This window comes from Streptomyces lycii (genome assembly GCF_009735685.1).
Lineage (GTDB): Bacteria > Actinomycetota > Actinomycetes > Streptomycetales > Streptomycetaceae > Streptomyces > Streptomyces lycii.
In genome coordinates this window covers 23,065-47,700 of the sequence record NZ_WHPN01000308.1, presented here as the reverse complement: position 1 = coordinate 47,700, position 24,636 = coordinate 23,065, and the positions used below count along the sequence as shown (strand labels likewise).

Genomic DNA, 24,636 nt, shown 5'->3' with positions numbered 1-24,636 from the left:
ATGGCGCTCGGCCAGCTCTTCACCCTCGGCGGCTGCGGCATCTGGGCGCTGATCGACGGCATCCTCTTCCTCACCAGCAACGACCGCACCGACAAGGAAGGCCGCATCCTGCGCGGCTGACCGGCCCGGCCGACGGCGCGGCCCGTGTCCCGGAGTACCGGGGCGCGGGCCGCCGCCCGTTCCGGCCGCGGACCGCCGGCCGTACGGGGGCCGGCCGACGCGGGGAGGCGCTCCGGCGGTCACCGTACGCGAGGCGGCCGGGCCGTCACCCGTACGCAAGACGCCCGGGCCGCGGGCCCGTGCGCGAGACGTTCAGGCGGTCTGATCCGTGGGCGAGTCGCTCCGGGGCCCGCCCGTACGCGAGACGCTCCGGAGGTCTCACCCGTACGCGAGACGCTCCGGAGGTCTCACCCGTACGCGAGACGCTCCGGAGGTCTCACCCGTACACGAGGGCGCCGGAGGTCTCACCCGTACACGAGGGCGCCGGAGGTCTCAGCCGTACACGAAGACTCCGGAGGTCTCACCCGTACGCGAGCAGTCTTCCGCCGATCAGCAGGAAGGCCGCGCCGAAGAGCAGTGAGAGCGTCAGCGCCAGCGGCGGGTTGGCCTCCCGGACGACCGGCGCACCGGCCCGTACACGCACCCCTGTCCACACCAGCAACGCGGCTCCGAACACCGCGAAGACCGTTCCGGTGAACAGGGCGGGACCGCTCTCCATCGCTTCCGACTCCTCTGCGCACGGCTCTGTGCCCGATGCACGGCTGGTGCGCCGACCGTATGCCCGATTGGTCTGCCGGACGCTTGCACACGGACACGGCGGCGTGGCGAACGGTGGGTTAACAGCAGGCGCGGCCGCGCGGCCGGCGTACGACTATCCGACCGGCTCGATGAAACCCTGTTCGACGAGCATCCGGATGGCCTCCGGCGTGCGGTCCCGCAGCAGCACCGGATCCTCGCCGACGAGCTGCGCGATCGCGTCCAGAATGCGCCCCGCGGTCAGCGTCCCGTCGCACACCCCGGCGAACCCGGCGCCGACCGTGTCCACCTTCGTGGCCCGCCGCATGCCCAGGTTCTGACGCAGCACCACGTGCTCGGGATCCTCCGCGCCCGGCAGCCCGACCTGCTCCTGCACGACCTCCTCCGCGAGCCGGAACCGGGCCTCCAGCAGCGCCGCGTCGTCGGTGCCGCGCAGGAAGTCCTGGCGCGCGAAGTGCGCCCGCACCGTCTCGCCGAGCGGCTGCTGCACGGGGTGCGGCCACTCCTCGGCGACGACCGACGGGCGGTCGGCGCCCGACCTGCGCAGCGTGATCCAGCCGAAGCCCACGGCCTTCGTGCGGCGCGCCTCGAACTCGTCCAGCCACGCGTCGTACCGGGCGGCGTACTCCTCCGGGCCCGCGCGGTGGTCGCCGCCGTCGCGCAACCACAGCTCGGCGTACTGCGCGACGTCCTGCACCTCCCGCTGCACGATCCAGGCGTCACAGCCGTCCGGCACCCAGGAGGACACCCGGTCCCGCCAGTCCTCACCGTCGACGTGCTGCCAGTTGGCGAGCAGTTGGCAGTACCCGCCGTCGGCCAGCCGGTCCGCCGAGCGTTCCACCAGCGAGCGGCACAGGTCGTCGCCGCCCATGCCGCCGTCGCGGTACGTCAGCCGGGCACCGGGCGAGATCACGAAGGGCGGGTTGGACACGATCAGGCCGTACTTCTCGTCCTCCCGCACCGGGTCGAACAGCGAACCCTCCCGGAGATCCGGCTCCGGGGCACCGGAGAGCGCCAGCGTCAGCCGGGTGAAGTGCAGGGCGCGCGGGTTGACGTCGGTCGCGGTGACCCGGGTCGCGTGCTGCGCCGCGTGCAGCGCCTGGATGCCGGAGCCGGTGCCGAGGTCGAGGGCCGACTCCACCGGGGCGCGCACGGTGATGCCCGCGAGCGTCGTGGAGGCGCCGCCGACGCCCAGCACGAGCCGCGAGCGGTCCTCGGCGGCCATCCGGCCGCCGCCGACCCCGCCCGCGCCGCCCACGGCACAGCCCAGATCGGAGACGATCCACCAGTCCTCGCCCTCCGGCCCGCCGTAGGGCCGGACGTCGACGCTCGCCCGCACCTCCTCGCCGTCCTGCACCAGCCAGCCGTCGGCGAGGCAGGACTCGACGGGCAGCGCGGCGAGCGCCTTCTCGTACGGCACCGGGCTCTGCAGCAGGAACAGCCGTACGAGCGTCTCCAGCGGCGAGCCGCCGCGGGTGGCGCGCCGGGCGGGGACGGTCTCGCTGCGGGCGAGAGCGGCGTAGGCGGGGGCGCCGAGGAGTTCGAGCAGGCCGTCGGCGGTGAACGCGGCGGCCAGGAAGGCGTCGCGCAGCATCGCCGGGGTGCGGCCGCCGGCGTTCCGGGGAACATGGCCGGCGGCGAACGGGCGGGCGCGGCCCGCGTCGGTCGTGGGGGTGCTGTGCGTACTCACCAGGCCATTGTCGGGGCTGTCGGCGGACGCGGCGACGGCCCGGCACCCTTCGGCGGGTGCCGGGCCGTCACGGGGGCATCGCGGGGACGTCGCGGGGGCCTCGCGGGGGCCTCGCGGGGGCCTCGCGGGGGACCTCGCGGGGGACCTCGCGGGGGACCTCGCGGGGGACCTCGCCGGGCGAGGGCAAGGCCACCGACCGGATGGCGACGGCAAGGACACCGCGGAGCCGTCGGACCATCACCGAGGGACCGCGGCCGGGCGGTCGCGGGGCCGTCGCCGGGCGGACCCCGTACGTCTCCGGGTCACCGAGCGCCGGGCGCCTCCGGGGCCGGCGGGCCTGGGCCTCCCGGGCCGGTGCGCGGCAGTCCGTGCGGCGGCCCGGGCGCCCGGCCGGGTCCCGGGGGCTCAGGCTCCGCTCTCGTCCGTCCCGCCGGTCCCCCGCTGGCAGCCCTCCTGCTTGCTCATCGCCGCGCCGACCTCGCCCGACTGGAGCTTCTTGATCGCGTCGTCACCGACCTTGTTGACCTTGTCCAGATCCTCGGCGACACCCTTGAGCCCCTCGGCGAACTTGCCCTGGTCCTTGGTGTCCAGGTCATCGACGGCCTTCTTCAGGCCCGCGTACGCCTTCGAGGTCTCGCTGAGTTCCTTCACGGCCTGCTGCTGGGTCTTCTCGCCGTCCTCGACGGGCGGCGCGCCGGCCTCCTTCACCGAGCCGGACATGTCGGCGTAGGCGTCGGAGATCTGCTGGAAGGCCGCCGAGTCCGCCTTCTTGATCTCCTCGGGCTTGCCGTCCGCGGCCGTGGCGGTGATGGACTGGTTGGCCTGCGTGATCTTCTTCAGCTGGGGCTGAACCTGGTCGCAGACCTTCTTGGCGTAGTCGTTGACCTTTTGCTCGCTGTCGTCGCCGCAACCCGACAGCGCCAGTACGAGTGCCGCACCGCCGGACAGCGCGGCCACAAGTTTCTTGTTCACCGGATCGGCCCCTTCCATGGCTCTCGGCCCCGGAACATACACGCCCAAAGGGCCGGGACCGCCGGCCGGAGACACACACGCAGCCGTTTTGTGATCTTTTGCACCAAGCGGGGTGGGGCGGACCAGGGCGTTCCGGGTGCCCGGACACGGGTGCGGGCGGTACGCCGAAACGCACCGCCCGCACCCCTTCCGACCTGCCGTGAGGCTGTCCGCCGTCAGGACACCACCGCCGGATCGGACGCCGGATCGGCGGGCTTCGCGGTGCGTTCGGCGTTGCCTTCGTCACCCACGGCGATTCCGCGCCGCTTCGAGACGTAGACCGCGCCGACGATGACGCCGACGGCCACCACCGAGACCGCCGCCCGGAGCCCGGCGCTCGCGTCGTCCCCGTAGCTGAACTGCACCACGGCGGGCGCGATCAGCAGGGCCACCAGGTTCATCACCTTCAGCAGCGGGTTGATGGCCGGACCGGCCGTGTCCTTGAACGGGTCGCCGACGGTGTCACCGATGACGGTCGCCTCGTGGGCCTCGCTGCCCTTGCCGCCGTGATGACCGTCCTCGACGAGCTTCTTCGCGTTGTCCCACGCGCCACCGGAGTTGGCGAGGAAGACCGCCATCAGGGTGCCGGTGCCGATCGCGCCCGCCAGATACGAGCCGAGCGCGCCGACCCCGAGCGAGAAGCCCACCGCGATCGGTGCCATGACCGCGAGCAGTCCGGGCGTGGCCAGCTCGCGCAGCGCGTCCTTGGTGCAGATGTCGACGACGCGGCCGTACTCCGGCTTCTCGGTGTAGTCCATGATCCCGGGCTTCTCGCGGAACTGCCGCCGCACCTCGAAGACCACCGCGCCCGCCGACCGGGACACCGCGTTGATCGCCAGCCCCGAGAAGAGGAAGACGACGGCGGCGCCGAGGACGAGCCCGACGAGGTTGTTCGGCTGCGAGATGTCCAGACTCAGGTTCATCTCCCCGGCCTTGGCGTTCACCTCCGAGACGGCCGTGGCGATCGCGTCCCGGTACGAACCGAAGAGCGCGGCCGCCGCGAGCACGGCCGTCGCGATCGCGATGCCCTTCGTGATCGCCTTCGTGGTGTTGCCGACCGCGTCCAGGTCGGTCAGCACCTGCGCGCCGGCGCCCTCGACGTCACCGGACATCTCGGCGATGCCCTGGGCGTTGTCCGACACGGGCCCGAAGGTGTCCATCGCGACGATGACGCCGACGGTGGTGAGCAGACCGGTGCCGGCCAGCGCGACCGCGAACAGCGCCAGCATGATCGACGTACCGCCGAGCAGGAACGCGCCGTACACGCTCAGGCCGATGAGGACCGCGGAGTAGACCGCGGACTCCAGGCCCAGCGAGATACCGGCGAGCACCACGGTCGCCGGGCCGGTCAGCGAGCTCTTGCCGACATCCCGGACGGGACGCCGACTGGTCTCGGTGAAGTAGCCGGTGAGCTGCTGGATGAGCGCCGCCAGCACGATGCCGATGGCCACCGCGACGAGCGCCAGGAACCGGGGGTCGCCCTCGTGCCCGGCGATCGCCGTGTCCGTGACGCCCTCCAGGTCGGCGTAGGAGGACGGCAGGTAGGCGAACACCGCGCCCGCGACGAGCACCAGCGAGATCACCGCGGAGAGGAAGAACCCGCGGTTGATCGCCGTCATGCCGCTGCGGTCGGAGCGTCGCGGCGACACGGCGAAGATGCCGATCATCGCCGTGACCACGCCGATCGCGGGAACGAGCAGCGGGAAGGCCAGCCCGGCGTCACCGAAGGCCACCTTGCCGAGGATCAGCGCGGCCACCAGGGTCACGGCGTACGACTCGAAGAGGTCGGCCGCCATCCCGGCGCAGTCGCCGACGTTGTCGCCCACGTTGTCCGCGATGGTGGCGGCGTTGCGCGGGTCGTCCTCGGGGATGCCCTGCTCGACCTTGCCGACGAGGTCGGCGCCCACGTCGGCCGCCTTGGTGAAGATGCCACCGCCGACTCGCATGAACATCGCGATCAGCGCCGCGCCCAGACCGAAACCTTCCAGCACCTTGGGCGCGTCGGCCGCGTAGACGAGCACGACACAGGCCGCACCGAGCAGACCGAGACCGACCGTGAACATGCCGACCACGCCGCCCGTGCGGAAAGCGATCCGCATCGCCCGGTGCGAAACGTCGGTGAGGTCCTTGGCCGGTTCTCCCTCCGCGGGGGTCGCCTCACGGGCCGCCGCCGCCACTCGCACATTGCTCCGCACGGCCAGCCACATACCGATGTAGCCGGTGGCCGCCGAGAACAATGCGCCGATCAAGAAGAACACCGACCGCCCGATGCGCTGCGACCACGTATCGGCCGGCAACAGCATGAGCAGGAAGAACACGACGACGGCGAATACGCCCAGCGTGCGCAGCTGCCGCGACAGATAGGCATTCGCGCCTTCCTGTACAGCGGCTGCGATCTTCTTCATGCTCTCGGTGCCCTCACCCGCGGCCAGCACCTGGCGCACGAGCACGACGGCGACGCCGAGAGCGGCCAGCGCGACAGCCCCGATGATCAGCACGATCACCCGGTTGCCGGTGGTCAACTCGGCGGCTGCGAGGGGTAGGGAGAGAAACTGGTCCTGCTGGAGAGGGGGAAGGGGCCCCGCCATTCGTCCTCCTTGACGTTTGGCACATGGGCGCGCAGCACGGGGAACGGCCGCGGCACTCAGGCGTCCTGAGCAAAGATTGTCGACGGATTCTAGGGAGGCCGACGGGATCAAAACAGAGCGCGTGCAGAGCAATTAACCCGCACGCGGGAAGATCGCAGGTGGAGCGGCTCGGGGAATTCGCCCGGACGAAGGAGAACCATAAATTCGCTGACGAGCGAATATGATCTTTCAATAATTAAAGGAAGCGATGAAAGGCCTGTTCAGGCGGTACGGAACCTCGGCCAATGTCGACCACTGGAAGCCTGCCGACACGGGGCGGGCGGGCGACGGGCACCGGCAGAAGTGCGGCCGGGGGCTCCGGGCAGTGCCTGACGGACCGGGGCGGGCGGGACGCCGGAGACGGATCGCGGCAGGCGGGGCAGGCGGGACCGACTGCCCCGACTGCCGCAGGGGGACCGACCGGCTGGGGCAGCTGAGGATCGACCGACCGGGACAGCTGAGGATCGACCGGCCGGGACAGCCGGGGATGGGTAGGGGATCGGCCGGGGACCGGCCGGCTGGGGACGGTGCAGGGGTCGGGCGGGGGCGAGGGACCGGCCGTATGCGCCCGAACGTTGGCGCCTGCGAGGAACCCGGAAGGCACAGATCCGGGACCCGGGGGCTGGGCTCGGGGCAGGAGTCGGGGGCCTGAGGGTCGAGGGCCTGCGGGGCGAGGGCAGCCCTGGGCCGGGTCGGGGCCTGTGGGGCGAGGTGCGGCCTGTGGGGCGGGACGGGGCCTGTGGGGGCGGATGGCCGCCTGCGGGGCGGACCGGCCGCCTACGGCTCTGATTGCCGTCTGTGGGCGGGCATCTGATCGCGGAACCGGCGGCAGGACAGGGACGCCCACGGCGGCCGGCTGCCGCCGCTGCTCCTGCACAGCTGCCACTGTCACTGCACAGCTGTCACTGCTCAGAGACTCAGACGACTTGGATAAGGGCCGGTGCAGCGGACCGCTGCGGCGTCGACCGCTACGGCGCGGACCGCCGGCCAAGCGGGAACAGGCAGAGGGGGCCGCTACGGCAGGACTGCGGCCGTCGTCGTCGGCCAGCTCATCCGGATGAGACCACCGGTCTCGTCGGCCTTGACCTCGACGTCGTCGACGAGCCCGCTGATGACCGCGAGCCCCATCTCGTCCTCCTCCTCGGCGGCCGCGTCGTCGAGGACGGCACCGGAGGTCTCACCGCGGCCGTTGCGCTGCGCGGCGGCCGGGCCGTGCGGCACCTCGTCGGCGACCTGGATGGAGAACTTCTTCTCGTCCTCGATCAGCGTGACCTTCACGGGCGCGGAAACGTTGTTGCTCACGTGCAGCCCCACCGCCCTGCTGCACGCCTCGCCGACCGCGAGACGAACCTCGTCCAGCACGGCCTCGTCGACCCCGGCCCGGCGTGCCACTGCCGCGGCCACCAGGCGCGCGGTGCGGACGTGATTGGGCAGAGCGCTGAACAGCAGCTCGACGGTGGCCATGCCATCCCCCTCGGTCATACAGGCGTACGTCTCAGGGGGCCGTGCCGGTCGTCCGGCGCCCCCCGGTGACTCCCGCCCCCGGCGTGCGGGCCGAACGGCACGCACCCGGGGGACGGCAGTGTCAGTCGGTGGCCGAGACGGCGTCGTCGACCGAGGTGTGGATCGGAAACACCTTGGTCAGGCCGGTGATGCGGAAAATCTTGAGAATGCGCTCCTGGTTCCACACCAGGCGGAGCGAGCCCTCATGGGCACGCACGCGCTTCAGGCCACCGACGAGCACGCCCAGACCGGTGGAGTCGAGGAAGTCCACGCCCTCCATGTCGACGACCAGGTGGTAGCTGCCGTCATTGACAAGCTCGACCAGCTGCTCGCGCAGCTTGGGCGCGGTGTATACATCAATTTCGCCACCGACCTCGACGACCGTACGGTCGCCCACGGTCCGAGTCGACAGGGACAGGTCCACGGATCCTCCAGCACCTTGCAACGAGCGGTCGCCCCCCATGGATCGGCAGCCGCGATGGCATTCAATCACTTACCGGCAGGCGCGCACGACGCCTTGAGCCCATTCTCCGTCAGCCCGGTGACACACTCGGTGCCGATGGCCGACTATCAACTCCCGCGCTCTGCGGGTGCACGCTCCGCCCCGAGGACCGTACTCGACCGGCTCACGGGGGCGGGGGACCGGGCTGCACGCATCACTCATACGGAGCACCTGCCCCCGCGAGAGGGCCGCCATGCCGACTGGCCGGTGCGGATCCGGGAAGAAGTCGTGGCCGCCGTCCGCGCCGCCGGAATCGAACACCCCTGGGAGCACCAGGCCCGGGCCGCCGAACACGCGCTGCGCGGCGAATCCGTGGTGGTCGCCACCGGCACCGCCTCGGGCAAGTCGCTGTCCTATCAGGCCCCGGTGCTGAGCACCCTGCTGGACGGCTCGGAGGCCCCCAACGGACGCGGCGCGACCGCGCTCTACCTGTCCCCGACGAAGGCCCTGGCGGCGGACCAGCGGCGCGCCGTGGCGGAGCTGGCCGCACCGCTGGGCAACGCCGTCCGCCCGGCCGTGTACGACGGCGACACCCCCGTCGAGGAGCGCGAATGGGTGCGGCAGTACGCCAACTACGTGCTGACCAACCCCGACATGCTGCACCGCGGCATCCTCCCCGCTCATCCCCGCTGGTCGTCCTTCCTGCGCGCGCTGCGCTACGTAGTCGTCGACGAGTGCCACACCTACCGCGGGGTCTTCGGCTCGCACGTCGCCCAGGTACTGCGCCGGCTGCGGCGGATCTGCGCCCGCTACGGCGCGGATCCGGTCTTCCTGCTCGCCTCCGCCACCGCGGCGGACCCGGCACGGGCCGCCGGGCGGCTCACCGGGCTGCCGGTCGCCGAGATCACCGAGGACACCTCGCCCCGCGGCGAGCTGGTGTTCGCGCTCTGGGAACCCCCGCTCACCGAGCACCAGGGCGAACAGGGCGCACCCGTCCGGCGTACCGCCACCGCCGAAACGGCCGATCTCCTCACCGACCTCGTCGTCCAGGGCGTCCGGACGGTCGCCTTCGTGCGCTCCCGGCGCGGCGCGGAGCTGATCTCCGTGATCACCCAGGAACGGCTGGCCGCCGTGGACCGGTCGCTGCCCGGCCGGGTCGCCGCCTACCGGGGCGGCTATCTCCCCCACGAACGCCGCGCCCTGGAACGCGCCCTGCACTCGGGCGACCTTCTCGGTCTGGCCGCCACGACCGCGCTCGAACTGGGCGTCGACGTCGCCGGCCTCGACGCCGTCGTCATCGCCGGGTATCCGGGGACCCGCGCCTCGCTCTGGCAGCAGGCCGGCCGGGCGGGCCGCACCGGGCAAGGGGCGCTCGCGGTCCTCGTGGCCCGCGACGATCCGCTGGACACCTATCTCGTCCACCACCCGGACGCGCTGTTCCGGCAGCCCGTGGAGTCGACCGTCCTCGACCCGGACAACCCCTACGTACTGGCCCCGCACCTGTGCGCCGCCGCGGCCGAGCTGCCGCTCACCGAGGCGGACCTCGGCCTCTTCGGCGACGCGGCCGCGGAGGTGCTGCCCCAGTTGGAGCGGAGCAAGCTGCTGCGCCGCCGGGCCACTGCCTGGCACTGGACTCGGCGGGAACGGGCCGCGGACCTCGCCGACATCCGGGGCGAGGGCGGCCCGCCCGTCCAGGTAGTCGAGGCGGCGACCGGCCGGCTGCTGGGCACCGTGGACGCCTCCGCCGCCCACACCGCCGTCCACGAGGGCGCGGTGCACCTGCACCAGGGCCGGACCTATCTGGTGCGGCAGCTGGACCTCGAGGAGAGCGTGGCCCTCGTGGAGGAGGCGAACCCGCCGTACGCCACCACCGCCCGCGACACCACGGCCATCTCCGTCCTGGAGACCACCGAGGAGATCCCCTGGGGCGATTCCCGGCTGTGCTTCGGCTCCGTCGAGGTCACCAACCAGGTCGTCTCCTTCCTGCGCCGCAAGCTGATCACCGGCGAGGTCCTCGGCGAGTCCAAGCTCGACCTGCCGCCCCGCACGCTGCGCACCCGGGCCGTGTGGTGGACCGTCACCGAGGACCAGCTCGACACGGCCCGGGTCAATCCGGAACAGCTGGCCGGCGCCCTGCACGCCGCCGAGCACGCGTCCATCGGCATGCTGCCGCTGTTCGCCACCTGTGACCGCTGGGACATCGGCGGGGTGTCGGTCCCGCTGCACCCGGACACCCTCCTCCCCACCGTGTTCGTCTACGACGGCCATCACGGCGGCGCCGGTTTCGCCGAACGCGGCTTCCACACGGCCCGGGGCTGGCTCCGTGCCACCCGGGAGGCGATCGCGGCCTGCGAGTGCGAAGCCGGCTGCCCTTCCTGCATCCAGTCCCCGAAGTGCGGCAACGGCAACGACCCGCTGAACAAGCGCGCCGCCGTGCGGCTGCTCACCACCCTGCTGTCGGGCGCACCCACGGAATAGCCCGCCGATTCCGGCCCGCAGCGCTTCCCGGAGTCCGTACCTGGCCGGAGGGCCGGGGAGGCACCGGGTCGCCGCTGTGGGGGCGGGCGGGACCGTGTCCGCCGGACCGGCTCGCGCCCGTACCCGGGCCGTGAGCCAGCCGCTGCCCGCCTCCGCCGTGAGGTCGGCGATCTCGCCCGTCACCGCGCAGCGCACGAGCCGCACTCCCTGCTCCCGGGCCACGCGCCCCGCCCGCGCACAAGCGGCGGCCCGCCCTTCCAGGGCGTGATCGGCGGCTGCCAGGGCCGCCAGGTCGGCGCCGCTTCCCGCGCGATGCCGGGTGACGACGGCCTGGCCCGCGGCCAGCACCGCGGCGAACACCACGCACAGAGCCGTCGCCGCCACCGCGGTCCACACCGTCGCCGAGCCCCGGTCGTGCTTCCCGCTCACGGCCGGGCCTCCCACGATCGGGGGCCGGTCCGCGGTGCCTGTCCCGGTTCCGGCTCCGGCTCCGGGACGCTGTCGGGCCGGACGGGCGCCCGCCGCTTCGGGTCCGGCTCCGGCGCGCTGCGGGCCCGGTCGGGCCCCTGCCGCTTCGGGGCCGCCCCATTCCGGGCGGCCGGTTCCCGGGCGGCCGGTTCTCCGGCGGCCGACGCACCCGGCACGGGGGCTCTCGGTGCCGGCGGGCCGGACCCCGTCGCCGAACCGGCCGGTGCCAAGGACGCCCCCGGCAGCGGGCCGCTCGGTACCGACAAGCCCTGCGCCGAGACGGCCGATGCCGGTGGGCCCGCGCCCGGCCCTTGTCTCCGCGATGCCGCCGGAGCCGCTGCCTGTTCGGGGCCGGCCACCGCCTCGTCGGAGGCGACCGCCTCCGACCGCAGCGTGAGCCCCAGTCCGCCGGGACCGGGCGCCCGCGCCGTGACCGTCACCCGGACCAGCCCGTCCTCACGGCGCAGCCCGACCTCGGCGCCTCGCGGGGCCGCGGAGCGGGCTGCGGCCAGTGCCGTGCTCCGCGGCTCCGACCGGGCGGCCGCCCTGGCTCCCGCCCGCGCCGCGTCAACACACTGGATCTGTGCCGCGGCGGCCATCAGGCCCCAGATCAGCACCCCGGCGAAGAGCACCAGCACGGGCAGCACGACGGCGGCCTCGGCCGTGGCGTAACCCGCGTCCTGTGGCGGCCGGTCCGCCTGGTCAGAACTGGGCATCGAGCGCCTTCCCGATGACCGATTCCAGGGCCCCGGAGACCGCTTCGCTCGTCACCACCTTGTAGAGCACCGCCCCGAATCCGGCGGCGGCGATCGTCCCGACCGCGTACTCCGCGGTCGTCATTCCTGCCTGGGCATCCCTCCCGCGGAGCACAGCGATGTGTGCCCGAATGTGCTCGCCGATGCGCGCACTGATCCGCTCGTACATGCCAATCCCCCTGTGTGATCGCCTTGTCGTGCTCGGTCGCGCTTGGTCGCGCTTGGTGGTCCTTGCTGCGGTGTCGGAGTGGATTTTGGTGTCGGTGACGGTGTTGTTCGTTTCGCTCCGGTGGTTGTCGTTCCAGGGCGGATCGCCCGATTGCCGTTTCCGGCCCGCTCTCAGATCCGGGAGCACCGCACGGCCGGGGCCGCCGTACGACCGCGGCAGCCGTACGGCCGGGGCCGGTGTCCGGTTGACGGCCGGAACGCAGCCGACCGTCCGTCAGGCGCCGCTCAGCAGTTGTCCCGCCAGCCCGATCAGCACCGGCGCCACGCCGATCGTGAGGAAGGCCGGCAGGAAGCACAGCCCGAGCGGTGCCGTCGCCAGCACACCCGCTCTCCGGGCGGCGGCTGTGGCCGCCCGGGCCCGCTCGGCCCGGCAGTCGGCGGCCAGCCGCGTCACCGGTTCCACCGCCGGGGCGCCCGTCGACTGGGCCCGTTCCAGGCACCGGGCCAGCGGCTCCGCGCCCGGCAGCTCCCCGAACCGGCCCCACGCGGCTTCCGGCCCCGCGCCGAGCCGCAGCTCCGCCGCGACCCGTATCAGCCGCTCCCCGAGCGGACCGCCGAGTGAACCCCCGACCGCCTGCGCCGCCTCGCGGGGGCCGGCACCCGCCGCGAGGCAGGCGGCCAGCAGATCCGCCGCCAGCGGTAACCGGTCCGCCTCCTCCGCCCAGGGAGGCCGCCGTGCCGGGAGGGAACGCGTCCGTATCCGCACCCCGTATCCGACGGCCACCGCCGCGACACAGCCGGCCACACCGCCCACCAGGGCCGCCACGGCCAGGCCCGTACCGACCGCGGGCCACCAGCCCCGCAGCGCGGCGCACAACGCCGAGAACCGCCCGCCGGCGACCTGGCTAATCCCGGCACACCTGCCTGGCGAAGGCCCGGCCGGGCACAGACGTACCAGCCGTCCGCGGACCGTCCGACCACGCCGGGCGTCGCGCACCGCGCACACCGTCGCTGTCACCGCGACAGCACTGCCGAGCATCGTCCACAGGCTGGGGACAGCCGCCGCCCCCTGCGCGCTCATGCCCGGCTCCGGATGACGGCGGCGGCACCGCCGTGCTTCCATGCCGCGCTCCGGTCGTCCGGCCGCGGGGCCGCCGCTCCCCCGGGCCCGGTCGTTCCGGCCCGCACCGCATGCCCTGACCCCGGTTGCCGTCCCGTCGCGTCCGTCCCGCCGAGGGGAAGAAGACCGCGAGCCGGAACGGGACTGCTCCGGGCCGCGGGCTTCGGCACTCCGTCCGCCGACCGAGCCGCGCGGACGATACGCGCCGTCCAGGCGAGCCCGGCGCACTCCAGCAGACCGCCCACGGCCAGACAGCCGAGCCCGGCCGGGGTGTGCAGCAGGACCCGGAGCGGCTCCGCGCCGAGCGCGGCTCCCATGAGCAACCCGAATCCCGGCAGGGCGGCGAGCAGCAGAGCGCTGGTCCTGGTGCCCGCGAGCTGTGCGCGCAGATCCTCGCGCTGGTCCCGCTCCGCACGGAGCGCCCCGGCCACCCGTTCCAGTCCCGCCGCGAGCCCCGCGCCCGTCCCGGCCGCGGCCTGCCAGCAGGCCGCCACCCCCGCCAGACCTTCGGCGCCCGGCTCCTGCGCCGCCTGCCGCAGTGCTCCCGGCACATCCCCGCCGTAGCGGGCGGCCGCCGCGATCGCCGCGTCCCGCGGACCCGGGGCAGCCGGTGCGGCCAGCAGCGCCTCGAGTGGCTGGCGCCCGGCCCGGAGACCGCCCGCCACCGCGGCACACCACTCGACGACTTCCGCCGCGCGCCGCTCCCGGGCCCGGCCGGCTTCCCGGCGCCGCAGGAAACGCCGTCCGAACGGCACCATGAGCAGCGCGGCGACCAGGGGCAGCGGGGACTCCCCGAGCCGGGCGATCACTGCTCCGGCAGGCAGGCAGAGCCATTCACGGCCGATCCGGCCACCCGCCCGACCGCGCCACCGGGCATGCAGGGCGGCAGCCCGCGCGGTGAACGGGTCAGCGGAATCCCCGGCCCCGGACGGTGGTCCGGAGCCCGCGAACAGCAACCGGGCCCGCCGCCGCCTCATCTGACGGTCGTGTACGAGCCAGGCCGCCAGCGCGGCGCAGACCAGCAACAGCGCATACGCCCCGATGCCCGTTCCGGCGTCCGTCACCGGCTCGGACGCCACGCCGCTCGCGGCTCCGCCCGTCACCGGGGACCACCCCTTCCGGTGTGCGTCCTCTCCGCCCGGCTCGCCGGCGGGGGCGCTGGTCGGAGTCCGGCGACGTCCGTCCGGCCGCCCCACCACACACCGTCCGAGCCGCGCACGGTCCCGGCCTCCGCCGGGCCGGCCGCTCTCGGCGCGGCGTCCCGGTCCAGCCCGCCGGCCGACCCGTGGGCGCCGAACCCGTGCTCCGGGCCGCTGCGGACCGCCCGGCCCGGGCGGCGCCCGTCGCCCGGTCCGCCCCGGGCCTCTCCGCCCCGCTCGCCCTCCTGCCCGGCAGGGGAGGCGGCCTCGGGACCTTTCGTACGGTCCGTCAGCAGCCGGGCCAGCCGGCGCCACCCCGGGCCGCGGACCGGCTCGGCACCGTGGGCCGGCCAGAGCACGGCCGGAACCGTACGGACCAGGCCCGCGCCGTCGCGCTCCAGCACATGCAGCTCCGAGACGCGCCGCCGTCCGGAGCGGTCCCGCACCAGGTGGATCAGAACGGACAAGGCGGCCGCGAGCTGGCTGTGCAGCGCGGCCCGGTCGAGTCCGGCGGTGGCCCCGAGAGCCTCCAGCCGGGCCGGCACATCGGCGGCGGCATTGGCGTGAACGGTGCCAGAGCCTCCTTCGTGGCCCGTATTGAGGGCGGCCAGCAGGTCGGTGACCTCCGGCCCCCGCACTTCGCCGACGACCAGCCGGTCCGGCCGCATGCGCAGCGCCTGCCGCACCAGGTCCCTGAGCGTGACCCGTCCGGTGCCCTCCTGATTCGGGGGCCGGGCCTCCAGCCGGACCACATGCGGATGGTCGGGGCGCAGCTCGGCGGAGTCCTCGGCGAGCACGATGCGCTCGGCCGGTCCGACGAGCCCCAGGAGACTGCGCAGCAGCGTGGTCTTCCCGGAGCCCGTGCCACCGCTGATCAGGAAGGACAGCCGGGCGTCGAGCACATCCCGCAGCAGCCGCTCGCCACCCGGCGGGATCGTGCCGGTGCCGACGAGTTCGGCGAGGGTGAACGCACGCGGCCGGACGACCCGGAGCGACAGACACGCCGAGCCGACGGCGACGGGCGGCAGCACCGCGTGCAGTCGCGTGCCGTCCGGGAGCCGGGCGTCCACCCAGGGCCGCGCGTCGTCCAGCCGCCGCCCGGCCGCGGCGGCCAGCCGCTGGGCGAGTCCGCGCACCGCCGAGGCGTCGGGGAAGCCGGCACCGGCGCGCTCCAGACCGCGGCCACGGTCGATCCAGACCTGGTCCGGCCCGGTGACGAGCACGTCCGTGACCTCGGGATCGGCCAGCAGCGGCTCCAGCGGGCCTGCGCCCACCAGTTCCGAGCGGAGGGCCGTGACAACGGCGAGGATCTCGGCGTCGCCGAGCAGTCTGCCCTCCGACCGGAGCGCGGCGGCGACGCGGGCCGGGCTCGGTTCGCCGCCCGATTCGGCGAGCCGCAGCCGTACGGCGTCGAGCAGCGCCGGCGGAACCGCGGCGCGCGGGCCGGCAGGGGCAGCGGTCCCGCCCATGGGAGCGGGGCTTCGGTGCCGCCCGCCCGTCCTCGCCGTCCCGGCAGGGGTCCACCCGTGAGTGGTGTTCACCCGGCTCATGCGGCGACACCCCCGTCGTGCGCCAGCGCGGCGTCCCAGAAGGCGGAGCTGAAACGGGCCAGCGGGCCTCGTCCCGAGGCTCCCGGCACGGCTCCGGCAGCCCTTCCGGGAGCGAGTCCCGGCTCCGGCGGCAGCTCTCCCGCCAGCGGCAGGCCCAGCAGACGGGAGACCTCTCGCTCGTCCAGCCCGGCCTCGCACGGGCCGCGCACCACGGCTCGGAGGTCCCGGAGCAGCGGGGTCACGGCCGTCACGACGCGGTGCGCGGCAGCCACCGCCCGCAGCTCCCCGGGCACCACCAGCAGTCCGAGATCCAGCTGCGCGAGCGCCTCCCCGGCGGTCTCGTCGACGCGTCGGGGCAGGTCGACGACCACGACACCACCGCGCCGGCGCGCGGCGGAGAGCACCGCCCGCGCGGCCTCCGCGGGGATGTGGACGGAGTCCCCCCGGTCCCAGCTGAGCACCCGCAGGGATCGCAGCTCGGGCAGCGACTCCTCCAGCGCCCCGCCCGCCAGCCGGCCGCGGGACCGGGCGAAGGCCGGCCAGCGCAGTCCTTCGGTGCGCTCCCCGCCGAGCAGGACGTCGAGCCCTCCGCCCAGCGGGTCGGCGTCGATCAGCATCGTGCGCGTCCCGGAGCGGGCCGCCCCGACGGCGAGCGCACAGGCGAGCGTGCTCGCCCCGGCGCCGCCGCGGCCGCCGATCACCCCGACGGTGAGAGCCTGCCGTCCGGCGCCTTCCGCGGCGTCGGCGATGCGGTCCACGAGCCACGCCTCGGCGTCGGGCAGCATGACGACATGGTCGGCGCCGACGGAGACGGCGGCGCGCCACACCCCGGGGTCGTCCGGCCCGCGGGAGACGAGCAGCACACCCTGCCGCCGGCCGGCACCACGCGCCCGGTGCGCGGCGTCGGCGCCCACGAGAACGAGCGGCGCCAGCTCCCAGCCGCCCCCGCGCTCGGGAGTCCCGGAACAGACCTCGGCCTCGGCTCCTGCGGCGGCGCACAACCGCAGCAGGTCGTCCAGCAGCGCCTCGTCCTCCGTGACGACCAGCGGTACGCCCCGCGGCCGGGTGATTTCCGGCCGATCGGAAGCGATGGATCCGTTCATGTCGGGTTCCCTCTCGCTACGTGGTCCAACTCCGCGAACATCGCGGGGAATCACCGTGCAGCGATCCGGGAAATCATGTGGATCTTGGTTCAAATCTGTGGACAACTCACAAGTTGTGGATATCCCAGCCACCTAAACCGGTGACTTCCATCCGCATCACTCTCATTACTGTGAGTAACAGATCACAGTGAAGGAGGCGTCGGCGACCTGGCGGACGAGAGAGCGGAGGAAGACCGATGAGGACGGCGAAAACGCGTCCGGACATGCGACGACCCCCGCCGGGGGGGAGAGCGGGGGTCGTCCCCACGGCCGACTCGGGGGGGGGGGGGAGGAGTCGGACCGGGTTAGCACGGTCGCGAACGATCCGTGACTTCCATGGTGTACCCGAGAGCCTTCTCAGGCAAACCCACACGCCACAGCTTACGCCGAATGGTGGGCGCATATGCTCGCCTCGTGGAAAACCACTCCTTGCCCCGCACAGCTGCCTTCTTCGACCTCGACAAGACCGTCATTGCAAAGTCAAGCACGCTGGCCTTCAGCAAGTCGTTCTACCGAGGCGGCCTCATCAACCGCAGGGCCGTCCTGCGGACCGCGTACACCCAGTTCATTTTTCTGCTCGGCGGCGCCGACCACGACCAGATGGAACGGATGCGCGAGTACCTCTCGGCGCTCTGCCGCGGCTGGAACGTCCAGCAGGTGCGGGAGATCGTGGCCGAGACCCTGCACGACCTGATCGACCCGCTGATCTACGACGAGGCCGCGTCGCTCATCCAGCACCACCACGCCGCGGGGCGGGACGTCGTCATCGTCAGCACCTCGGGCGCCGAAGTCGTCGAGCCGATCGGCGAGCTGCTGGGCGCGGACCGCGTGGTCGCGACCCGCATGGTCGTCGCCGACGGCTGCTACACGGGCGAGGTGGAGTATTACGCCTACGGCCCCACCAAGGCCGAGGCCGTGGCCGAGCTGGCCGAGAGCGAGGGCTACGACCTCGACCGCTGCTATGCCTACAGCGACTCGATCACCGACATACCCATGCTGGAGACCGTCGGCCACCCGCACGTCGTCAACCCCGACCGCGCCCTGCGCCGGGAGGCGGCCGCCCGCGGCTGGCCGGCCCTCTCCTTCGACCGCCCGGTCCGCCTGAAGCAGCGCGCACCCACGCTGTCCGCCTTCCCGTGGGGCGGCCGGGGAAGTGCCCGGGCCAAGCCGCTGCTCACCGCCGCCGTCGCGGTGGGCGCCGCGGCCGCCACCGCGGGCCTGGTCTGGTACGCCGGCCGACGCCGGACGCCGTATGCCCGGGTTTGCGGGTGAATGCAAAGAACCGCGGCGGGGGCTTCCGCCGGCCCCCTCGGGGGAGTACAAAGGAATTAACGGCCCGCGAGACCGGAGGAAGTCCGAACGGACCTCCTGTTACGCACAGGCCCCACGGACCGGATGCACAGACGTCGGGAACCCACGCGACGCCGACCCGTCGATTACGGGCCAGCCGCACCAGGTAACGGGCAAAGCACCCGACCTGATCGGCAGATACCGTGCACGCACTGGTAACCCGGCGGATGTGCCAGCGGCGGTACCTCGCGGTACCGCCGCATTTTCGTGCCTCTCTGCCCCCCCCGCGGGCCCGGAGGACAAACGCCATCCCCGGGCCCCGTACCGGAGCCGGTGCGCGTGGGCCGTCCGGCGACGCCCCCGCGACGATCCGGCACCCCGAAAGATGCCGGGAGGAAGCGTCGGTCAGGCCGCTCCGCGCTGCATCGCCTCGCAGACCGCCGTCGACTCGCGCGCCCCCAGCTCGGCGGCCCGTCCGCAGTGCGCGATCCACGCAGCGACGCCCTCGGGCGTACCGGACGCGTAACCCTTCAGCGCCTCCAGATAGGTTTCGCGCCCCAGCTCGGCGTGGCCCACCTCGGACGGGCAGACCGCCTTGGGGTCCAGCCCGCTGCCGACCAGCACGATCCGCTCCGCCGTCCGCGCGACCAGCCCGTTGTGCGAGCCGAACGGCCGCAGGGCGAGCAGTTCCCCGTGCACCACCGCCGCCGTCACGAGTGCCGGCGCCTCGCTCCCGGTGACCAGCAGCCCCGACAGCCCTTCCAGCCGCCCGGCGACCTCGTCGGCGGACGGCAGCTCCAGCGCCACCAGGGGCTCGTCGACCGGTTCACCGGCGAGCCGCGGCCGGCCCACCGAGTCCTCCGGGGCCGCTCCGCCCGCCGCGACCAGATGCAGCCGGGCCAGCACCCGCAGCGGGGACTGCCGCCACACCCCGAGCAGTTGCCCCGCCTCGGCGGTCAGCCGCAGGGCCGCCCCCACGGTCTGCGGCTCACCGCCACCGCTGAAGTCGCTGCGGCGGCGCACCTCCTCCAGCGCCCAGTCGGCACCGGACAGCGCCGCGGACCCCCGCGCGCCGCGCAGCGCCGCCTCGGACGTCACCTCGTTGCTCCGGCGGCGCATCACCCGGTGGCCGTAGACGCGGTCCACGGCCTTCCGTACGGAGTCCACGGAGTCGGCGACGCCCGGCAGGGTCCCGAGGGCGGCGAGCGGATCGGTGTTCGTACGCATGAGCACGACCCTACGCACTCACCCGCACCTGCTCTCGTACGAGTGGTCTTGTTCACGCACACCCGCCCGCGACCTCACTCCCCGGGTCCGAGCGGATACGCTTCGTGAACATGAAGATCGCTTTCGTGGGTAAGGGCGGCAGCGGCAAGACGACCCTGTCCTCCCTGTTCATCCGTCATCTCGCCGCCGCGCAGGTCCCCGTCCTGGCCGTCGACGCCGACATCAACCAGCATCTGGCACCGGCCCTCGGCCTGGACGACGCGGAGGCGGCGGCGCTCCCCGCCATGGGCGCCCGGCTCCCGCTGATCAAGGAATATCTGCGCGGCACCAATCCGCGCATCGCGTCGGCCGAGTCGATGATCAAGACGACACCGCCGGGCGAGGGCTCCCGGCTGCTGCGGCTGGCGGAGGACAACCCGGTCTTCGACGCCTGCGCCCGCCCGGTACACCTCGACGGGAACGCGGGCACCGCGCGGCTGATGGTCACGGGGCCGTTCACGGAGGCCGACCTCGGCGTGGCGTGCTACCACTCCAAGACCGGCGCGGTGGAGCTCTGCCTGAACCATCTCGCCGACGGCCGCGACGAGTACGTCGTCGTCGACATGACGGCCGGGTCCGACTCGTTCGCCTCCGGCATGTTCACCCGCTTCGACATGACCTTCCTGGTGGCCGAGCCGACCCGGAAGGGCGTCGCCGTCTACCGCCAGTACAAGGAGTACGCCCGGGACTACGACGTCGCGCTGCGCGTGGTCGGCAACAAGGTGCAGGGGCCGGACGACCTCGCCTTCCTGCGCGAGGCGGCGGGGGACGACCTGCTCGTGGCGTTCGGCCACTCCGACTGGGTGCGCGCGATGGAGAAGGGCCGCTCACCGGGCTTCGACACGCTGGAGGCCACCGCCCGGAGCGCGCTGCGGGACCTGCACGAGACGGCGGACGCGGCGTACGAACGGCGCGACCCCGTCCGCTACACCCGGCAGATGGTGCACTTCCATGTGAAGAACGCGGAGAGCTGGGGCAACGCGAGGACGGGGGCCGACCTGGCCGCTCAGGTCGACCCCGCCTTCGTCCTCGACGAGCGCCGCGCCGCTATCCGGCAGCCGGCCTGACCGGCGCGGCGGCCCGCACGTCCCGGCCGGGCACATCCCGGCCGCCGGGCACATCCCGGCCCGGCTCGCCCCGGCCCGGCTCGTCCGCGCCCGCCGCGCCTCCGTCACCGGAGTCCCCGGAGCCCCGGGAGTTCCCGGAGCCCCCGGCATCCTCGGAGTTCCCGGGGCCCCGGGAGTTCCCGCCATCCCCGTCCGCCGCGTCGCCACTCGCCGTGCCTGCGTTCCCGGCGCCGCCGTTCCCCGCGTCGCCGTTCCCGGCGCCGCCGTTCCCCGCATCCTCGTTCGCCGCGCCTGCGTTCCCCGCGCCTGCGTTCCCCGCGTCACCGTTCCCCGCGTCACCGTTCGCCGCGTCCCCCGCCCGGACCGGCGGTGAGGGCGCGGGAGACGGCTCGGCCGGGCGGCCGTCCAGCAGCGCGTCCCAGCCCTGCGCCGGCCGCTCGCCGACGTCCAGCGTGCGCAGCCTGTCCAGCACCTTCGGATCCTGGGCGTCCAGCCAGTCCGCCAGCTGCTTGAAGGTCACGCAGCGGACGCCCTCCCGGGGGCAGACCGTCTTGATGGTGTCCTCGACGGCGCGCATATAGGTGCCGCCGTTCCAGGACTCGAAGTGGTTGCCGATGAAGAGGGGCGCCCGGTTCCCCGTATAGGCGCGCTCGAACGCCTGCACCATGCCGTCCCGCATCTGCTGGCCCCAGAGGGCGTGCTTGGCCGGGTCGCCCTTGACCGTGCCGGACTGGTTGGCCAGGAAGTTGTAGTCCATGGCCAGCGTCTCGAAACCGCGGCCGGGCATCGGGATCTGCTGGAGCGGGAAGTCCCAGATTCCGTCGATCTTGGACGGCCAGACCTGCCGGCCGCCGGCGGAGCTGGCGTCGTACCGGAAGCCCATGGCCTTGGCCGCCGGGATCAGGTTCTTCTGCCCTTGCAGGCAGGGCGCCCGGCCGCCGACGAGTTCCTGGCCGTAGTCGAACGGGAGCGGCTGCGCGTCCTCGAAGCCGGTCGCGGTCTTCCAGCTCTTCACAAAACGCTCGGCCTGCCGGATCTCGCTCTTCCACTCCTCGGTGGTCCAGGTGCCGACGCCGTCCGGGCCGCAGAAGTGGCCGTTGAAGTGGGTGCCGATCTCGTTTCCCTCCAGCCAGGCGGCACGGATCTGCTCCAGGGTGTCCTTGATCCCCTTCTCGTTGTTGAAGCCGATGTCCGAGGAGCCCGGGGCGTGTCTCGGCGGCTTGTAGCGTTCCCGTTCGCGCTCCGGCAGGAGATAGACGCCGCTGAGGAAGTACGTCATCTTCGCGTCGTACTCCCGGCCCACCTCGCGGAAGTGGGAGAACAGCCGCTGGCTGTCCTCCCCGGCGCCGTCCCAGGAGAACACCACGAACTGCGGCGGCGGCTGGCCGGACTTGAGCTTCTTCGGCGCGGGCTGGTGCGGCTGGCGTCCCGTGTACGCGGTGGAGCCGTCCCCGATCAGCTTCACCGGTCCGGCGGCGGCCTGGCGCTCCGCGTCGTCCGAGGGCCGCTCGGTGGAGGCCGAGCAGCCGGCGACGGCCAGTGCCGCGAGCGCGACGACGGTTCCTGTGGTCACTCTCCATGCGGTGGCCATCGGCCCACCTACTTTCCTCTGCCCGGGGAGCGCTGCCGACACAGCGCGGCCAACGTCGCACGGGACAAAGGAGAAATAAGTACGACAAGCCGACGATCCGACTCGTTCACCCCAAGAGAGCAGCTACCGGCTCACCGATGCCCGAGCCGCCGCCCGCACCGGCCGCACCACGGGCCCGGCGTGACCAGCGTCACAGCAGCCGACGACCGGCCGGCGACGCGGCCGGGAGCCGCCGGGGAAGCCTTTCGGAGCCCGCCCGCGGCCGTCCGCCACCCGCCGGGCGGCCGACAATTCCCCTGAACTGCGCGGCACTACTTTCATATGCCGGAGGCTCAGGCATATGTTCTGCAACACGGACCGGTTCCGGTGTTCGTCCCGGTCCAACCCGACGCGGGCGCTCCCCACGCCTTGAGCTGCACATGACTCCGCACCCAGAGGTCTAAACCATTGCAGACAAACCCTTGTCAGGGTGCGCCGCGGCCTGATGAGCTACCGCTCGGGACACTACGGACACCCTGAGAATGGGAGAAGTCGTGAGCAACGAGAGCCTGGCCAATCTGCTCAAAGAGGAAAGGCGGTTCGAGCCGCCCGCCGACTTGGCGGCCAACGCCAACGTCACCGCGGAGGCGTACGAACAAGCCAGGGCGGACCGGCTGGGCTTCTGGGCCGAGCAGGCCCGGCGCCTGACCTGGGCCACCGAGCCCACCCAGACCCTCGACTGGAGCAATCCGCCCTTCGCGAAGTGGTTCGCGGACGGCAAGCTCAACGTCGCGTACAACTGTGTCGACCGGCATGTCGAGGCCGGTCACGGCGACCGCGTCGCCGTCCACTTCGAGGGCGAGCCCGGCGACACCCGCGCGATCACCTACGCCGAGCTGCAGCGCGAGGTCTCCAAGGCCGCGAACGCCCTGCTCGAGCTGGGTGTCCAGGCCGGCGACCGGGTCGCGATCTACCTCCCGATGATCCCCGAGGCCGTCATCGCCATGCTGGCCTGCGCCCGCATCGGCGCGCCCCATTCCCTGGTGTTCGGCGGCTTCTCGGCCGACGCGCTGGCGACCCGTATCGAGGACGCGGACGCCCGCGTCGTCATCACGTCCGACGGCGGCTACCGCCGCGGCAAGCCCTCCGCGCTCAAGCCGGCGGTCGACGAGGCGCTGACCCGTCCCGGCACGGAGAACGTCCGCAGTGTCCTCGTCGTCCGCCGCACCGGCCAGGACACCGCCTGGAACGACGGCCGCGACGTCTGGTGGCACGAGCTGGTGGACCGCCAGTCCGACCAGCACACCCCCGAGGCCTTCGACGCCGAGCACCCGCTCTTCATCCTCTACACCTCGGGCACCACCGGTAAGCCGAAGGGCATCCTGCACACCACCGGCGGCTACCTCACCCAGGTCGCGTACACCCACAGCGCCGTCTTCGACCTGAAGCCCGAGTCCGACGTCTACTGGTGCACCGCGGACGTCGGCTGGGTCACCGGCCACTCCTACATCGTCTACGGCCCGCTGGCCAACGGCGCGACGGAGGTGCTCTACGAGGGCACGCCCGACACCCCGCACCAGGGCCGCTGGTGGGAGGTCGTGCAGAAGTACGGCGTCACGATCCTCTACACCGCGCCGACGGCGATCCGCGCCTGCATGAAGTGGGGCGACGACATCCCGGCGAAGTTCGACCTGTCCTCGCTGCGCATCCTCGGCTCGGTCGGCGAGCCGATCAACCCCGAGGCCTGGATCTGGTACCGCAAGCACATCGGCGCCGACCGCACCCCGGTCGTCGACACCTGGTGGCAGACGGAGACCGGCGGCATCATGATCAGCCCGCTGCCGGGTGTCACCGCCACCAAGCCCGGCTCGGCCCAGGTGCCGCTGCCCGGCATCTCGGCCACCGTCATCGACGACGACGCCAACGAGGTGCCCGACGGCGGCGGCGGTTATCTGGTCCTCACCGAGCCGTGGCCGTCGATGCTCCGCACCATCTGGGGCGACGACCAGCGCTATCTCGACACCTACTGGTCGCGCTTCGACAAGAAGTACTTCGCGGGCGACGGTGCGAAGAAGGACGACGACGGCGACATCTGGCTGCTCGGCCGGGTCGACGACGTCATGCTGGTGTCCGGGCACAACATCTCGACCACCGAGGTCGAGTCGGCGCTCGTCTCGCACCCGAAGGTCGCCGAGGCGGCCGTCGTCGGCGCGACCGACCCGCAGACGACCCAGGCCATCTGCGCCTTCGTCATCCTGCGCGGCACGGCCTCCGAGGACGAGGGCCTGGTGGACGAGCTGCGGGCGCATGTCGCGAAGCAGCTCGGGCCGATCGCCAAGCCGAAGCGGATCCTGCCGGTCGCCGAGCTGCCGAAGACCCGTTCGGGCAAGATCATGCGCCGGCTGCTGCGGGACGTCGCGGAGAACCGCACCCTCGGTGACGTCACGACGCTGACCGACTCCTCGGTGATGGAGCTCATCCAGAGCAAGCTGCCGAGCGCGTCCTCCGAGGACTGACCCCGCCGCACGAGCCGTACAGCGACGCCTCCGGAAAAGCCCCGGGGGCGTCGCTGCCGTCGGGCAGGTAGGCTGGTC

The 24,636-nt window shown here is 73.1% G+C and carries 16 protein-coding genes and 3 pseudogenes; 4 read left to right on the top strand and 15 right to left on the bottom strand.

Annotated features, from left to right (window positions below; genetic code table 11):
- Positions 1–520 precede the first annotated feature (520 nt).
- The 6 genes from GCU69_RS18725 to bldG all read right to left on the bottom strand — a co-directional run bounded on the left by GCU69_RS18725 (position 521) and on the right by bldG (position 8,011).
- A complete protein-coding gene (locus tag GCU69_RS18725) occupies positions 521–718 on the bottom strand; it encodes a hypothetical protein (RefSeq protein ID WP_098752635.1) in 198 nt (65 codons plus the stop codon).
- A 153-nt stretch (positions 719–871) separates the two neighbouring features.
- On the bottom strand, positions 872–2,350 hold the full coding sequence (locus tag GCU69_RS18720; protein WP_156206683.1) for a DUF7059 domain-containing protein: 1,479 nt from the start codon (positions 2,348–2,350) through the stop codon (positions 872–874).
- A gap of 501 nt (positions 2,351–2,851) precedes the next feature.
- Complete coding sequence (locus tag GCU69_RS18715) at positions 2,852–3,418, bottom strand: small secreted protein (RefSeq protein WP_235978557.1); 567 nt, start codon at positions 3,416–3,418, stop codon at positions 2,852–2,854.
- A 215-nt stretch (positions 3,419–3,633) separates the two neighbouring features.
- Positions 3,634–6,045, bottom strand: coding sequence for a sodium-translocating pyrophosphatase (locus GCU69_RS18710; RefSeq protein WP_098752636.1), 2,412 nt, complete (start codon positions 6,043–6,045; stop codon positions 3,634–3,636).
- A gap of 1,053 nt (positions 6,046–7,098) precedes the next feature.
- Positions 7,099–7,548, bottom strand: coding sequence for an ATP-binding protein (locus tag GCU69_RS18705; protein ID WP_098752666.1), 450 nt, complete (start codon positions 7,546–7,548; stop codon positions 7,099–7,101).
- 121 nt (positions 7,549–7,669) lie between these two features.
- Positions 7,670–8,011 (bottom strand): anti-sigma factor antagonist BldG, encoded by a 342-nt coding sequence (gene bldG / locus GCU69_RS18700; RefSeq protein ID WP_156206681.1) that lies wholly within the window; start codon positions 8,009–8,011, stop codon positions 7,670–7,672.
- 54 nt (positions 8,012–8,065) lie between these two features.
- On the opposite strand from bldG, the gene GCU69_RS18695 reads away from it, so the two are divergent.
- Entirely contained in the window at positions 8,066–10,507 is a 2,442-nt protein-coding gene (locus GCU69_RS18695; RefSeq protein ID WP_156206680.1) for a DEAD/DEAH box helicase, read from the top strand.
- A gap of 162 nt (positions 10,508–10,669) precedes the next feature.
- On the opposite strand, the pseudogene GCU69_RS34775 reads toward GCU69_RS18695, so the two are convergent.
- The 7 genes and pseudogenes from GCU69_RS34775 to ssd form a co-directional block, all read right to left on the bottom strand.
- Positions 10,670–10,867 (bottom strand): annotated as a pseudogene (locus tag GCU69_RS34775) (Rv3654c family TadE-like protein); the annotation flags it as partial.
- 65 nt (positions 10,868–10,932) lie between these two features.
- Entirely contained in the window at positions 10,933–11,691 is a 759-nt protein-coding gene (locus GCU69_RS34770; protein ID WP_408055819.1) for a TadE family type IV pilus minor pilin, read from the bottom strand.
- The gene (locus GCU69_RS18680) at positions 11,678–11,899 is read right to left on the bottom strand and encodes a DUF4244 domain-containing protein (protein WP_098752642.1); all 222 of its coding nucleotides are present in this window, start codon (positions 11,897–11,899) and stop codon (positions 11,678–11,680) included. Before GCU69_RS18680 ends, GCU69_RS34770 begins: the two co-directional genes overlap by 14 nt.
- 273 nt (positions 11,900–12,172) lie before the next feature.
- Entirely contained in the window at positions 12,173–12,775 is a 603-nt protein-coding gene (locus GCU69_RS18675) for a type II secretion system F family protein (RefSeq protein ID WP_408055818.1), read from the bottom strand.
- Positions 12,776–12,975: 200 nt separating this feature from the next.
- The gene (locus GCU69_RS18670; protein WP_408055817.1) at positions 12,976–14,121 is read right to left on the bottom strand and encodes a type II secretion system F family protein; all 1,146 of its coding nucleotides are present in this window, start codon (positions 14,119–14,121) and stop codon (positions 12,976–12,978) included.
- 326 nt (positions 14,122–14,447) lie between these two features.
- Positions 14,448–15,626 (bottom strand): annotated as a pseudogene (locus GCU69_RS18665) (TadA family conjugal transfer-associated ATPase); the annotation flags it as partial.
- Positions 15,627–15,703: 77 nt separating this feature from the next.
- Complete coding sequence (gene ssd, locus GCU69_RS18660) at positions 15,704–16,810, bottom strand: septum site-determining protein Ssd (protein WP_156206678.1); 1,107 nt, start codon at positions 16,808–16,810, stop codon at positions 15,704–15,706.
- A gap of 429 nt (positions 16,811–17,239) precedes the next feature.
- Between ssd and GCU69_RS18655 the strand changes: the two genes are divergently transcribed.
- Positions 17,240–18,121, top strand: a complete 882-nt coding sequence (locus GCU69_RS18655; protein WP_156206677.1) for an HAD-IB family hydrolase — start codon at positions 17,240–17,242, stop codon at positions 18,119–18,121.
- A 423-nt stretch (positions 18,122–18,544) separates the two neighbouring features.
- Here GCU69_RS18655 and GCU69_RS18650 read toward each other — a convergent pair whose 3' ends face one another.
- Entirely contained in the window at positions 18,545–19,366 is an 822-nt protein-coding gene (locus tag GCU69_RS18650; RefSeq protein ID WP_098752647.1) for a Fic family protein, read from the bottom strand.
- A 110-nt stretch (positions 19,367–19,476) separates the two neighbouring features.
- On the opposite strand from GCU69_RS18650, the gene GCU69_RS18645 reads away from it, so the two are divergent.
- Entirely contained in the window at positions 19,477–20,472 is a 996-nt protein-coding gene (locus GCU69_RS18645) for an ATP-binding protein (RefSeq protein ID WP_098752667.1), read from the top strand.
- A gap of 346 nt (positions 20,473–20,818) precedes the next feature.
- On the opposite strand, the pseudogene GCU69_RS18640 reads toward GCU69_RS18645, so the two are convergent.
- A pseudogene (locus tag GCU69_RS18640) lies at positions 20,819–22,063 on the bottom strand (hypothetical protein); the annotation flags it as partial.
- Between the two features lie 533 nt (positions 22,064–22,596).
- On the opposite strand from GCU69_RS18640, the gene acs reads away from it, so the two are divergent.
- The gene (gene acs / locus GCU69_RS18635) at positions 22,597–24,558 is read left to right on the top strand and encodes an acetate--CoA ligase (protein ID WP_098752648.1); all 1,962 of its coding nucleotides are present in this window, start codon (positions 22,597–22,599) and stop codon (positions 24,556–24,558) included.
- The last annotated feature ends 78 nt before the right edge of the window (positions 24,559–24,636 follow it).